Origin of the sequence: Ruminococcus sp. RTP21359st1_H3_RTP21359_211015, assembly GCF_040909065.1 — a bacterium.
GTDB classification, from domain to species: domain Bacteria; phylum Bacillota; class Clostridia; order Oscillospirales; family Ruminococcaceae; genus Hominimerdicola; species Hominimerdicola aceti.
Window position 1 is genome coordinate 88,652 of record NZ_JBDGDD010000001.1, and the last position, 14,352, is coordinate 103,003.

Here is a 14,352-nt window from a genome sequence, read left to right on the forward strand (position 1 = left end):
TTTGTAAACACGCAATCCTGAATTATTTTTGTTCACATTTTGTTTTTTATGTTTACCTATACTCAGTTGCAAAACCTCTCTTTTGGTTGCTGAAAGAATGTATAAAAAAACAAAGACCGCAGAAAAAATCTACGGTCTTTTGTGGCTGGGGTGGAAGGATTCGAACCTTCGGAATGACGGAGTCAGAGTCCGTTGCCTTACCACTTGGCGACACCCCAATGTTTGTTCGATTTAGCTTGTTTTTGGTTGGGATAGATGGATTCGAACCATCGGAATGACGGAGTCAAAGTCCGCTGCCTTACCTCTTGGCTATATCCCATCGTCATGTCCCTCACTCAAACAGCTTAATCATTATAGCACACCATTTCGAGAAATGCAATACCTTTTCATATTTGTTTACAAAGCATTTACAGCGTATTAACATATATGGGCAAAACGACGTAAAACCGTACGATTTTGTAGAAAAACTATTGAAAATGGTCAAAATATGTGATAAAATGACCATAAGAACGTGGCTCGGAACAAAAAACGAAAGGTCGTAACCGTTATGGAAGAGAAGAAAAAAGGATTTATCAAGAAGTTTGTAAATGAGTTCAAGGCGTTTGCTCTCAAAGGAAACGTCATGGACTTGGCAGTGGGCGTTATCATAGGTGCTGCGTTTCAGGGTATCGTGACGTCATTTACGGAGAATTTTATCAACCCGATAATAGGCTGTATAGGCGGTGCTGACGTAGAGGGCAAGATACATTTGCTTGGAAATCAGTACATAAACTACGGCGCATTTCTGACGGCAGTGATCAACTTCATAATCATGGCGTTCGTTATTTTTGTAATAATGAAGGTCATAAACAAGCTTGCGTCACTTGGCAAGCATGAAGAGCCTGAAAAGCCTGCAGAGCCACCGGTGGACATAGTGCTTCTTACAGAGATCAGGGATCTTCTCAAGGCACAGCAGGCGGCTGAGGCGAGCAAAGAGGAAGAAAAGGCAGAAGAATAAGATCTGAAACGGTACACTTTTTAAGTTAAGGGACAGCTCCCATGTGGGGCTGTCTTTTTTGTTGGTTATCTTTTTGACGGTTTTCGCTCAAATTCAGGTAGGGGCAAACACTTTTCTTCTGTAAAAACTCCACAATTATTTATCTGTCACTTTGTCACTTATTCTGTTTTAAATCTCTTTACTTTTTTGTCATCATATGATAAAATAATAACATATATGTTTGTGAATACTTTTAAGCTTTTAAGTTTTCTAGCTTTCAAGCTTTTAATTATGAAAGGAAGTTTTTGTATGCCTATAACCGAGATACTGGAGCGTAACGCAAGAGAGTTCGGAAACGATGTTGCTCTGGTAGAGGTCAATCCTGAAATTAGAGAAACCAGACGTGTGACTTGGAAGGAATATGAGCTTATCGAGCCTAATCCAGTCTGTCATTATCGCCGTGAGATAACCTGGAGCGTTTTCAACGAAAAGGCTAACCGCTTTGCCAATCTGCTTTTATCCCGTGGGGTAAAAAAGGGTGACAAGGTGGGTATCCTGCTTATGAACTGTCTTGAATGGCTGCCTATTTATTTTGGTATCCTTAAGACGGGTGCGCTTGCAGTGCCGCTGAATTTCAGATACACTCCAGAGGAGATAAAATACTGTCTTGACCTTGCCGAGGTGGATATTCTTGTATTTGGCCCTGAATTTATCGGCAGAGTTGAGGAGATAGCTGATGAGATAAGCAAGAACAGACTTCTTTTCTATGTTGGCGAGAACTGTCCGTCATTTGCAGAGCATTATGACAGGCTCACTGCAAACTGCGCAAGCACTACTCCGTACATAGAGCTTACTGATGAGGACGATGCGGCTATCTACTTCTCGTCAGGCACAACTGGCTTCCCGAAGGCTATCCTGCACAATCACGAGAGCCTTATGCACGCCGCAAGAGTTGAGCAGAACCATCACGGTCAGACAAAGGAGGACGTTTTCCTTTGTATTCCTCCCCTTTATCACACAGGTGCGAAGATGCACTGGTTCGGAAGCCTTATCTCAGGGGGCAAGGCGGTGCTTCTCAAGGGCGTGAAGCCTGAATTTATACTTGATACTGTATCAAGGGAAAAGTGTACTATCGTATGGCTTCTTGTGCCTTGGGCGCAGGATATCCTTGACGCTATCGACAGCGGCGAGGTGACACTTTCAAAGTATGAGCTTTCACAGTGGAGGCTTATGCACATAGGCGCACAGCCTGTTCCGCCGTCACTTATTGCACGCTGGAAAAAGGTTTTCCCTAACCACAAATATGACACTAACTATGGTCTTAGCGAATCTATAGGTCCCGGCTGTGTACACCTTGGTGTGGATAACATTGACAAGGTAGGCGCAATAGGCAAGGCAGGCTTTGGCTGGAAGGTCAAGATAGTTGATGATAAGGGCAACACTGTAAAGCGTGGCGAAGTGGGCGAGCTTTGCGTAAAAGGTCCTGGCGTTATGACCTGCTACTACAGAGATCCAAAGGCGACGGCTGAAACTCTCAAAGACGGCTGGCTCTTCACTGGCGACATGGCTCAGGAGGACGAGGACGGATTTATTTACCTTGTTGACCGCAAAAAGGACGTTATTATAAGTGGTGGAGAAAATCTTTACCCTGTACAGATAGAAGACTTTTTGAGAAGTCATGACGCTATCAGGGACGTGGCAGTAATTGGTCTGCCTGACCAGCGTTTGGGCGAGATAGCGGCGGCAATAATCGAGCTAAAGCCAGACCACCCATGCACAGAGGAAGAGATAATGGCGTTTTGCCAGAAGCTTCCGAGATACAAGCGTCCGCACAAGATAATTTTTTCAGACATACCGAGAAATCCAACAGGCAAGATAGAGAAGCCGAAGCTTAGAAAGATATACTGCGGCGAGAGCCTTGTGGCAAAGCAGAATCACGGATAAAAAGTAAAAGAGGGGTAACGAAAATGGGACGAGAAGTAGTATTTGCCAACATACGAAAAAGAATGATAGCAATGATAGTTGGCGGTGTGATACTCACGCTAATGGGTGGATTTATCTCATTTGCGGCGGTAGTAGCCGGTGAATACAGCGTATTGATACTTGGACTTTTTGCGCTTACGCCTGGTGTTATATTTCTTATATTTGGTACGTCACGGAGGACGCACCCTGAAAAGAGCGGCATATTCAAAGCCAATCCCGATCTTTTACAGCAGGCTGACGAGCTTTACGCCAACATACAATATCAGGACGATTATATTATCGTATCCGACAGGGTGCTTGCCAACAAGAAAGTGCCATTTCAGATGTGCTGGCGAGAGGAAGCCTACGGCATTTACCAGCACACAGCGAGTATGAATTTCATCAGCTACACCAACGAGATAATCGTCTGCACGAAGCACAAGAAGAATGTACTGCGTTTTAACGTATATGCCAAGGGCAAGGACACCGCCATGGGGCTTATGCAATTGCTTTCCCAATGTTGTCCCAACGCAATGGTAGGTTACACTCCTGAAACGCTTGCATATGTTAAGGAGATGCAGAGGCGTGCTCAGCAATAGATAATTGACAAGCTCTTTGTGCTTAAATTTGCACAAAGGGCTTGACTTTTTTTGTGATTACTTGTATAATAGTATAGTTGACACAAGGAGATGTACCCAAGTGGCTGAAGGGTCCGCACTCGAAATGCGGTAGTACGGCAAAACCGTAGCGAGAGTTCAAATCTCTCCATCTCCGCCAGCAGGGGCGTGCCCCTGCACCCAATCCGCTATCATTATGGTAGCGGATTTTTTTGCTCCCGCCCATAGGTATGATACGCTGGGAGGGGTTTGATGCTCGCCGTGACGGGCATTGTCCGTCATGGCTTTTTTGTTATCAAACTTCAGTCCCGCTCAATAAGTTTGTTTGTAAACTTTACAATGTAGGGGGCGTGCCCCTGCACCTAATTCCGCCTTACTGTGGTAGGGCGGATTTTTTTGTTGTCACACAAAATCTTGCATTTCCACCCGAACTGTGTTATAATCCTATATATCAAACATCATAACACGGAGGTCTATCATGTACGAAAATTTTAAATATCTCGACGCTGTTGCACAAAAAGAGATAACCAACGGTGTTTTCTCAGGCTCAGTTCTCAGCGTTATCCATAAAGGCGAAACTGTCTATCTCAAAAGCTTTGGTCTTGCTGACAAGGAGAAAAATATCCCTATGAAAACTGACAGCATTTTCAGACTCTTTTCTATGTCAAAGCCTGTCACAGCCACTGCCGCAATGATACTTATCGAGCGTGGCCTGCTCGACACTCGTCACCTGCTCAAGTGGTTTATCCCTGAGTTCTCCGACCCTGTGGTTCTTGATGAGAACGGTGAGCGTCCTGCTGACAGAGATATAACTATAGGCGACCTGCTCACCATGACTTCCGGTATCCCTTATCCTGACGGCACTCCCGCAGGTCAGAAAATGGGTGCGCTTTGGGGCGAGCAGTCTGAAAAATATCTCAAGGGCGAAAAGCTTCTGGATACTGTGAGCTTCGCAAAGGAAATGGGCAAGCGGCCTCTTATGTCCACCCCTGGTGAAAAGTGGATGTACGGTGCGTCTGCTGACATCATGGGTGCTGTTATCGAGGTGGTTTCTGGCATTAAGTTCGGAGATTTTCTTAGAAAAGAGATCTTTGAACCCCTCGGTATGAACGATACAGGCTTCTATATCCCAGCGGAAAAGTACAGCCGACTTGCCCAGTGTTATGAATACAAAAATGGCGGAAACGAGCCGTTCACTCACTTCCACCTTTGCCTTACTGATTACACTGTACCTCCTGCCTTTGAGTCGGGCGGAGCAGGTCTTGTTTCCACTGTAGAGGACTATGCAAAGTTTGCCAAAATGCTTATGAACAAGGGCGAGCTTGACGGCGTGAGGATACTCGGCAGAAACACGGTCGATTTCATGACAAGAAACGGTCTGACCCCTGAACAGCGCAAGACCCTTAACTGGGACAGCACAAAGGGTCACGGCTACGGTAACTTCATGCGTATCCTTGACGACCCTTCCACCGCAGGTCTTATCCAGTCAGAAGGCTCTTTCGGCTGGGACGGCTGGATGGGCTGCTATTTCAGCATTGACCCAAAAGAACAGCTCTGCATACTATATTTTATCCAGCAGACAGGCGCAGGCACCACCGATTCTGCAAGGCGTTTGCAGAACATCGCATGGGGTGCAGTAAAATAAGCAAAGGAGGTCTGAGATTTGAAATTACAGGAAGGCAGATTTATACAAGGGCTTAGAAATATGTTCAGTCTGCGCTGGGATATGGCTGACCCTGATGAGATACATAATACGATAATATCTGGCGCAAAGCTTCAGGGTACTAATATGTGTATCCTCATGCTTGCCATACTTATAGCTTCCATAGGTCTGAATATGAACTCCACCGCCGTTATAATCGGTGCTATGCTTATCTCGCCTCTTATGGGCGGTATAACAGCCATAGGCTACGGAATTGCCACCAATGACCTGACTCTTTCAAAGGGTGCGGCAATAAGACTTGGCATTCAGGTGGTCATTTGCCTTATCACCTCGACTATTTACTTTACTATCTCACCTATCACCACAGCCTCCTCCGAGCTTCTCGCCCGAACCACACCTACAGCGTGGGACGTTCTTATTGCCCTTTTTGGCGGACTTGCCGGCATAATAGGTCAGACCCGTAAGGAGAAAAGCAACGTTATCCCAGGTGTGGCTATCGCAACAGCACTCATGCCGCCGCTTTGTACCGCAGGCTATGGACTGGCAAGACACCGCCTTGATTATTTCGGCGGAGCATTGTATCTCTTTTTCATAAACAGCTTTTTCATCTGCCTTGCGGCTATCGTTGTGCTGAAGTTTTTAAGGCTGCCTCACGGCAACGATATTTCCCCGAAGGCTTTGAAAAAGATACACAGAAATATCGCTTTTATCACAGTTATTACCATGCTGCCTAGTATTTATCTTGGCTATGATATTGTGAAAAAGACAATGGATAACAGCAGTGCAGAGAAGTTTATCACCGAGAATTTTGACTTTGACGGCACTCAGATAGTGCAGAAAACTATAGATACCGATAAACGTATGATAGAAGTGGCACTTCTTGGCAAGAAGATAAGCACTGCCGATACAAAGGCGCTTCAAAGCGAGCTGAAAGCTTTCGGATTGGGAGATTATAAGCTTGTGATAACACAGACCGAGGTGGAAAGCGGTGTTACCGCTGACGAGGTCGAAAAGATGCTTGAAAAGAATGCCGACGATGAGGAAACACAGAACAAGGTGGCACAGGTGCTTGCGCAGAAAGAAAACGACGACCTTAAAGCCGAGAATGAAAATCTGAAAGCACAGCTTGACAGCTATCAGAGCTATGATATAGACATGAGCGATATCGCCGAGGAACTTGCTATCGTTTATCCAAACATAACAGGTGCGGCAGGCGGTCACATGAGCAGCCATTCAGTAGGCTCGCCCACAACAGTTAATGGCGTAACAGTGGTGCTATATGAGAACAAGGCTCTTACCGATGAACAGCTCAAAACTGTCACAGAACTTCTGAAAAAACGTCTTGACGTGTCAAACGTCACAGTTATCCAGCAGGTGGAGAAGCAGAAAGATACCACCTCAAAGGCTGAAAGCACCGATAAAAAGAAAAAGAATTGAAAAAATTCTGAAAACCCCTTGCAATCTGAGAAGATGTGTGCTATAATATATTAAAATGTATAATTATGTTTTGGAGGAACAAAAATGAGCGTAATTGAGATCGTTGCAGGCGCACTGCTGATCGTAGCCAGCCTCGTTATCATACTTGTAGTTCTTGCGCAGGACACCAAAGAGCAGGGTCTTACATCTGCTATCGGCGGTGGATATAACGATTCTTTCTATGGAAAGAACGGTTCAAACACCAAGGACGCTAAGCTTAACAGACTGACAAGGATAAGTGCGATACTGATATTCGTGATAACTCTTGCTGTAAATATCATTTATCAGATCAAGAAATAATTGCCCGCCCTGCTCCGTGCAGGGCTTTTTCTTTTGGAAAGTAAAGTAACAGTAAAAAGAAAGGAAATTTATGAAGTTAGATTACAGAAAAATAATATACTCAAAGTTAAAAAAAGCAGGCAAAAAGCCACTGACTTTCAAAGAACTGCTGAGATCATGCAGAGGAAAGGGCTTTGAGTTTGAAAAATTCACAAAAGCCGTTGACAAAATGAAGAAAAATGGCGAGATAATGGAAGATAAATTCGGCATAAGGCTCGTTGACCCTAAGAAATTCGTCAAGTGCGAGGTGGTAAGGCTCAATAAGACCTACGGCTTTGTGAAAAATCTTGACACTGACGAGGAAATTTTTGTTGTGGGCAAGTACCTCAAAGGCGCAATGCCACACGATATCGTCCTTGTGAGAACCTTCAAGGGCGAGGGAGCTTGCACCGAGGGCGAGGTCATGAGCATTGTGGAGGAAAATTTTGCCAAGTTTACGGGGGAGCTTGTGAGCGAGTTCGGCGTGCTGAAAATCGTTCCTGATATGCTGTCAAAATATGCAATGACCTTTGAGAACCCAATGCGTCTTGAGCTTCACGAGGGCGACAAGGTTGTGGCGCAGGTCACAAAGCGTGGAAACAGGCACTCTGAACACGTCTGCGAGATAGTTTCAAGCTATGGAAGCTCCATGAAAGCCTCCGCCTGCGCAATGAGCGTCCTTGAGGTCAATGGTCTGACACCTGTTTTTCCTGGCGAGGTCATCTATGAGGCTAGGGAAGTGTCCGATTATTCTAGGATAAAAGATGAGATACCCAACCGCCTTGACCTCCGTGACAAGCCGATATTCACCATTGACGGCGCAGATACAAAGGATATCGACGACGCAATTTCTGTTGAACGAACCAAAACAGGTTATCTCCTTGGCGTTCACATTGCCGACGTTTCCCACTATGTTCAGCCTAAGTCACAACTGGATAACGAAGCTTTCAAGCGTGGCACAAGCGTTTATTACGCAAACCGAGTTATACCAATGCTCCCAAAGGAGCTTTCAAACGGTATCTGCTCCCTTAATCCGCAGGAGGACAGACTTGCGTTCTCATGTCTTTGTGAACTTGACAAGCAGGGCAATATCACCGAGTATAAGTTTGCAAAAACTGTTATCCGCTCCCGTGTAAAGGGCGTTTATTCCGAGATAAATTCACTTTTGGCAGGCAGTGACGATGCTGAACTTAAAGAAAAATATGCCGAGGTTTCAGGTCAGCTTCCTATTATAAAGGAGCTTGCGGATATTTTGTACAAAAACAAGAAAAACCGTGGCTGTCCTGAGCTTGAAACCTCTGAGAGCAAGCTTATCATCAATGACGAGGATATCTGCGTGGGCGTTGAGAGGCGTACCCGTGGAAGAAGTGAAGAGATAATAGAGGACTTCATGCTTGTTGCAAACGAGTGTGCCGCAAGATTTGGCATGGATAATAACCTGCCGTTCGTTTATCGTATCCACGAAGAGCCGTCAGACGAGAAGCTTGAATCCCTGAGAGAAGCGCTTGTTAAGCTGAACGTCCAGTATAAGCTGGGCGAAAAGGCTTGCCCTGGGGATATGTCTGAGATACTAAAAGCCGCAAAGGGTACTGACATCGACCTTATCATGAACAATATCGTTCTGAGAAGTATGTCAAAGGCAAGATATTCCACCGAGCCTGTGGGTCACTTTGGACTTGCGCTGGAGGATTATGCCCACTTCACTTCACCTATCAGACGTTACCCTGACCTGACTATCCATAGGATAATGTCAGCTTTTCTCAGTGGCAGCAGTGCAGAGGAGTGCGCCACAAAGTTCAACAAGTTCGTTTACGCCTCCGCCGACCAGTCCACAAAGACGGAGCTTACCGCAATGCAGGTGGAGCGAAGCTGTGAGGATTGCTACAAGGCTGAGTATATGAACGCTCATATCGGTGAGGAGTTTGACGGAACAGTGGTTTCAGCCGTTGAGTTCGGTCTTTTTATCGCACTTCCTGACACCTGCGAGGGACTTCTTCACACGGACAATATGCCTGACGGTGAGTATGTCTGCGACGATATGGTGAGCCTGAAAAACCTTACAAACGGCATGGAATATCGTGTGGGCGACCCTATCAGAGTAAAGGTGATAAACGCAAATGTAAATTCGGGCAAGATAGATTTTGCACTTGCTGACGAGGACTAAATTAAAAATCAAAAGGACGGCGAAGAAAAGCCGTCCTTTTTTGTGTGTCAAAAAATGTAGGGGCTGGCGCCCTCGACAGCCCGCTTTTCTCGCACGTCACTATTTTTTATGTTGATTTTCACATTGTATAAATATTGCACAAACAATGTAGGGGACGACGCCCCCGACGTCCCGATATTCTCGCCCGTTATGTCGCCCTACAAATCTATGGCTTTATGAATTGCATATATGTACAAAAAAATCGGACAGCCGCACCAAGCAACTGTCCGATAATTTTTTGTATAAATAAATTACTTTGAAAGACCCCAAATATCTCTAGCGTAGTCCTCAACAGAACGGTCTGCGGAGAAGATACCTGCGCCTGCAATGTTTGCAAGGCTCATCTTCTGCCACTTTGTCTGATCCTTGTAGCACTCAGAAGCGTAAGCCTGTGCCTTCTGATAGGAATCGAAGTCCTTGAGAGCCATGTATGGGTCAGAGTTCTTCAGGCTGTCAGCGATCTCGTTGAACTGCTGACCGTTGATGCCGTACTGAAGTGTGTCGATAGCCTGCTTAACAACTGCGTTGGAGTTGTAGATGTCCATAGGCTTGTAGCCTGACTTGCAAGCGTTTACCTCGTCAACGTTCATACCGAAGATGATGATGTTGTCGTCGCCTACCTGCTCGTGTATCTCAACGTTTGCTCCGTCAAGAGTACCAAGTGTGATAGCACCGTTTATCATAAGCTTCATGTTACCTGTACCTGAAGCCTCTGTACCAGCAAGTGAGATCTGCTCAGAGATGTTTGCCGCTGGCATGAGTATCTCAGAAAGTGATACGTTGTAGTCCTCAAGGAAGATAACGTTGAGCTTCTCGTTGAGCTTCTTGTCCTTTTTCAGCTCCTGAGAAATGTTCCAGATAAGCTTGATGATCTGCTTTGCCATGTAGTAGCCAGGAGCAGCCTTTGCAGCAAAGATATATGTCTTTGGTACAAAATCAGCGTTTGGATTAGCCTTGAGGTAGTTGTACTGTGCTATGATGTTCAAAGCGTTGAGCTGCTGTCTCTTGTATTCGTGCAGTCTCTTTACCTGAACGTCGAAGATAGAATCAGTGTTGAGAACAACGCCGTACTGATTCTTTACATACTTTGCAAAACTCTTCTTGTTGTCAAGCTTGATCTTTGCAAGTCTGTCAAGAACGTCCTTGTCGTCCTTGAATACAGCAAGCTTAGAAAGCTCAGCGGCATTCTTGAGGAAACCGTCGCCTATCTTCTCGCAAAGAAGATCTGTAAGACCCTCGTTAGACTGATAGAGCCATCTTCTGTATGCGATACCGTTTGTAACGTTCTTGAACTTTGTTGGTGTGTCAAGGTACTCGTCCTTGAATGTTTCTTTCTTGATGATCTCAGAGTGTATCTTTGCAACGCCGTTTACACTGTGGCAAGCGTGTACGCAAAGTGTAGCCATTTTTACCTTGTTGTCCTCAACGATAGACATATGTGAAACCTTAGCCTGATCCTTGTATCTCTCCCAAAGATCCTTGCAGTAACGCTCGTTTATCTCGATGATGATAGAGAAGATTCTAGGGCAAACGCTCTTGAGGAGGTTGCAGTCCCACTTCTCCAAAGCCTCAGGCATTACAGTGTGGTTTGTGTATGCAAATGTGTTCGTAACGATGTGCCAAGCCTTGTCCCATGAATAGCCGCAATCATCAAGAAGAACTCTCATAAGCTCTGGGATAGCGAGTGTCGGGTGAGTATCGTTGATGTGGATAGCTACCTTTTCATGGAGATTGTCAAGTGTGCCGTAAACGCTCATGTGCTGATTTACGATATCGCCGATAGAAGCAGCGCAAAGGAAATACTGCTGTCTAAGTCTGAGTGACTTGCCCTCTGCGTGGTTGTCGTTAGGATAAAGCACCTTTGTGATAGCCTGTGAAATGATGTTCTTGCTAAGAGCCTTCTGATAGTCGCCCTGATTGAACATTGACATATCAAAGTCAGCCATTTCAGCTTTCCAAAGTCTGAGCTTTGAAACTGCCTCGCTGTTGTAGCCTGATACGAACAGATCGTATGGAACAGCCATAACTGATGTGTAGTTCTCGTGAGTTACGCAGTGATACTGATTGTCCCAGTATTCCTTAAGCTCGCCGTCAAAACGAACCTCGACAGCCTTTGACGGAACAGGAACGAGCCATACAGAGCCGCCCGGGAGCCAGTTGTCAGGAAGCTCGGTCTGCCAGCCGTCCTCCAGCTTCTGCTTGAAGATACCGTATTCATAGCAGATAGAATAGCCTGTAGCATGATAGCCGTCGGCAGCAAGAGCGTCAAGATAGCAGGCAGCAAGTCTTCCAAGACCACCGTTGCCAAGACCTGCGTCAGGCTCACACTCGTAAATGCCGTTTATAGAAATGCCCATGTCCTTAAGGACCTTTGTAGCCTGCTTCTGCATTTCAAGGTTATAAAGAGAAGTCTTAAGGCTTCTTCCCATAAGAAATTCCATTGAAAGATAGTAGACCTTCTTCTTGCCCTCAGACTGAGTTTTAACAGTGAACTTTCTTCTCTTAGCTTTAAGAATGCCTACAACGATCTTAGAAAGAGCCTCGTATACCTGCTGATCGGAAGCGTCCTCAGGTGTTGTCTGGAAATCGTTGTGAAGAACGTCAAGAAGCTTTTCTTTAAGTTCCTGCGTGGAAATTGTTTTTTCTACAGCACTATTTGCCATAAATCTTTACCTCCTATATACTTTCAAGTCGAGCTTTGCGCTCTGCACCTTTATTACTGTATTGGCGAAAACGTTTGAGAAATAAGGATAGTTTTCACACATTTGGGGAATAACACGCCCCTGCTCCTGATAATTATACCACAAGCCGACAATTTTTGCAAGAAAAAATGCCAAACGCACCTAAAATTTAAACACTTTCTACATAGGGCAGGCGTATGATTTGTAGAAATCATAGACGCCGATATGCTATTTTTGCAATAGTTGTCATATTATGTTTGGAATATAATACAGGATATTGCATTTGCCTAATTTTATTATATGGTATAGTTGCATAATTGTCAAGGCGTTCAATTGTATAAAATGCTGATTTTGGAAGAATGAACAGCAAAAGGGGGCAGTAGGGGCGGTAGTTTTTATATAATCACAAGAATATGAATTTGCTAGGTGGGCATATAGGCCATACGATATGTGCTCAGAAAAAAGTGTACTTACGTTATCTGTAGCAAAAGGCTCAATTTCTATGATGCAGAAATTGAGCCTTTTTATATATTCGTTCGTTTTGATATAATATCTATTCTTCTTCTATCTTTTCTTCAGCCTTTGCAAGCTGTTTCTTGTCATACACGCTCTTTGCTACCTGAATACCGAACACGATCGCCGCACCGATGATAAAAAATACGATGCTGAATGTGCCGAAGGACATAGGGTCTTTAGGCTCTTTAAGCGTTGTAGGACCTATAACTATGGCGTACAGTGAGCCTATCATCATGCCGATAACACAGTAGATAGTCTGGCTTCTGAACTTTTCAAGAGCCTTTTTGATAAGCCTGAGGGTAATGAACACCCCAAGGATAATGCCGATACCAAGAGAGCAGAGCAGTCCGAAATACTCAAAATTCAGATGAAGAAACTCTTTTATTCCCGTGATAACAGGCATATAAAGACCGAATGTGAGAAGTATGGTGGAGCCTGAAATGCCAGGAAGCACCATTGCAGATATTGCGCACATTCCTGCAAGAACAACGAATATCACTGTGCCTATATTCATGTGAGAAACGTCAGCACCGCTGCCGGAGGGATTTATAAGGGATATGCCCACAACGATAGCAACGCCGATAACAGCCCATATGATGTTGTAATATTTGCCCTTAATGCTCTCTTTTTCTTCCATTATCATGACCGGTATCGCCAGAATGATAAAGCCCAGAAACAGCGAGCTTACCTTGTAGATGCCGCTTTCAAACACGTTGGCAAGAACGCTTACTGCAAGAAGCATACCGATCACCCAGCCCACGCCAAGCTTTATAAGAAAGAAAAATGCCTTTTTACGCTTTGCATTGTCACGTCCCATAATGTCGTTAAGGGAATTTATGAAGCTGTCATAAAAGCCCAGCAGGAATGCTATAGTTCCGCCTGAAACTCCAGGGACGCTGTCCGCAAGAGCCATGCAAAAGCCTCTGAGTGCGTTTATTATCATACTTGTTTCTATGCCTTAAAAGGCATATCCTCCTTCCGTGGTGTTGTCTGCTTTCGTATCAGCAGACTTTTCTTTTGTTCTGATGTAAGCTTTTTCTACCTGTGTCATCAGCTTTCCAAGCTGTGCTTCCTGCTTATCGTCACTAACGAGCGCCGCACTTTTTTCAGCCGAAGCCTTTGCCGATCTCACATCACCCTGAGCGAGAAAACACTCGCCCTTGTAAAGCTCACAGTTGCACCGAAGCGTCTTGTCAGCGTCACGGCTTTTCTCTGCGCTGTCAAAAAACTTCACCGCCGCTTCAAAGCGTTCGTTGAAATATTCCAGCAGACCAAGTGTGAAAAGCATTTGCCCATTGCGTTTATCGAGAAGACCTCGCTTGAAGTAATGCTCTGCCGAAACAAATATCTCGTTTGCCTGAGAAATATCACCTGACATGAGCCTGCCGTAAAGAAGCAGTTCAAAATACTTGTTCTGATCTGAGGGGGTAAGCTTATCAAAAGCTATACGGTCAAGTGTGAGAAAACAGTTTTCAAAGCGTTTTTCTGAAATGTAAACAGCGGCAAGCTTCAAAAGCCCGTGACCCTTATCTTTGTTCTGCCTGAGAAGATATTTTTCAAGAAGCTCAAAATATTCGTCACAGCCGCCCTTTTTAGCGTAGAGCCTTTCGAGCTTTTTTATTTTGAAGACCCATATGAAAAGCCCTGCAAGCTCGACGATGCACAGGAATATAAGACAAAGAGGAAGCGCTCTCATAAAAACGTTTATGCAAAACTGCGCTCCATAGCGACAGCCCTTTGAAAGCCATGCAATGCACATCACAGCATAACTCAGCACCAGGCTCAATGCGGCAATGAGCCACAAGGTCCTTATAACGCCTTTATGCACCTTGCTCACCTCTTTGTAAATCATATCACATATAAGTAAAAATCAAATGTTGTCTGTGTAAAGAATGGGTAAAAATGTATAAACTGTTCAAAAATTCTTAAATTTAATCTAT

Annotated in this window: 10 protein-coding genes and 3 tRNA genes; 8 read left to right on the forward strand and 5 right to left on the reverse strand. The window is 44.8% G+C overall.

Translation table 11 applies throughout. The features are described 5' to 3' along the window. Positions 1 to 142: 142 nt before the first annotated feature. Together AB5Z01_RS00390 and AB5Z01_RS00395 are read right to left on the reverse strand one after the other, a co-directional pair. Positions 143 to 218, reverse strand: a tRNA-Gln gene (locus AB5Z01_RS00390). Positions 219 to 243: 25 nt separating this feature from the next. Next, positions 244 to 319 (reverse strand) — tRNA-Gln (locus AB5Z01_RS00395). Between the two features lie 228 nt (positions 320 to 547). Between AB5Z01_RS00395 and mscL the strand changes: the two genes are divergently transcribed. From mscL to rnr, 8 genes are all read left to right on the forward strand, one after another. Further along, positions 548 to 997 carry a large conductance mechanosensitive channel protein MscL gene (mscL, locus tag AB5Z01_RS00400; protein ID WP_022287550.1) on the forward strand — a complete coding sequence of 150 codons (450 nt, stop codon included), beginning with the start codon at positions 548 to 550 and terminating at the stop codon, positions 995 to 997. 288 nt (positions 998 to 1,285) lie between these two features. Further along, a complete protein-coding gene (locus AB5Z01_RS00405) occupies positions 1,286 to 2,920 on the forward strand; it encodes a class I adenylate-forming enzyme family protein (RefSeq protein ID WP_368365191.1) in 1,635 nt (544 codons plus the stop codon). Positions 2,921 to 2,943: 23 nt separating this feature from the next. Beyond that, positions 2,944 to 3,537 (forward strand): hypothetical protein, encoded by a 594-nt coding sequence (locus AB5Z01_RS00410; protein ID WP_051706927.1) that lies wholly within the window; start codon positions 2,944 to 2,946, stop codon positions 3,535 to 3,537. Positions 3,538 to 3,623: 86 nt separating this feature from the next. Beyond that, positions 3,624 to 3,715: transfer RNA gene (locus tag AB5Z01_RS00415), tRNA-Ser, on the forward strand. 318 nt (positions 3,716 to 4,033) lie between these two features. After that, positions 4,034 to 5,200: a serine hydrolase domain-containing protein gene (locus AB5Z01_RS00420; protein WP_368365192.1), complete on the forward strand. Its 1,167-nt coding sequence runs from the start codon at positions 4,034 to 4,036 to the stop codon at positions 5,198 to 5,200. An 18-nt stretch (positions 5,201 to 5,218) separates the two neighbouring features. Beyond that, positions 5,219 to 6,655 (forward strand): DUF389 domain-containing protein, encoded by a 1,437-nt coding sequence (locus AB5Z01_RS00425; RefSeq protein ID WP_287216063.1) that lies wholly within the window; start codon positions 5,219 to 5,221, stop codon positions 6,653 to 6,655. A gap of 84 nt (positions 6,656 to 6,739) precedes the next feature. Continuing rightward, positions 6,740 to 6,994 carry a preprotein translocase subunit SecG gene (gene secG, locus AB5Z01_RS00430; protein WP_022287545.1) on the forward strand — a complete coding sequence of 85 codons (255 nt, stop codon included), beginning with the start codon at positions 6,740 to 6,742 and terminating at the stop codon, positions 6,992 to 6,994. 70 nt (positions 6,995 to 7,064) lie between these two features. Next, the gene (rnr, locus tag AB5Z01_RS00435) at positions 7,065 to 9,176 is read left to right on the forward strand and encodes a ribonuclease R (protein WP_287216060.1); all 2,112 of its coding nucleotides are present in this window, start codon (positions 7,065 to 7,067) and stop codon (positions 9,174 to 9,176) included. A 290-nt stretch (positions 9,177 to 9,466) separates the two neighbouring features. On the opposite strand, the gene AB5Z01_RS00440 is transcribed toward rnr, so the two are convergent. From AB5Z01_RS00440 to AB5Z01_RS00450, 3 genes are all read right to left on the reverse strand, one after another. After that, positions 9,467 to 11,878, reverse strand: a complete 2,412-nt coding sequence (locus tag AB5Z01_RS00440; protein ID WP_022287542.1) for a glycogen/starch/alpha-glucan phosphorylase — start codon at positions 11,876 to 11,878, stop codon at positions 9,467 to 9,469. Positions 11,879 to 12,449: 571 nt separating this feature from the next. Then, the gene (locus tag AB5Z01_RS00445; protein ID WP_368365193.1) at positions 12,450 to 13,355 is read right to left on the reverse strand and encodes a DUF368 domain-containing protein; all 906 of its coding nucleotides are present in this window, start codon (positions 13,353 to 13,355) and stop codon (positions 12,450 to 12,452) included. 15 nt (positions 13,356 to 13,370) lie between these two features. After that, entirely contained in the window at positions 13,371 to 14,264 is an 894-nt protein-coding gene (locus tag AB5Z01_RS00450; protein WP_148303620.1) for a hypothetical protein, read from the reverse strand. Between the last annotated feature and the right edge of the window lie 88 nt (positions 14,265 to 14,352).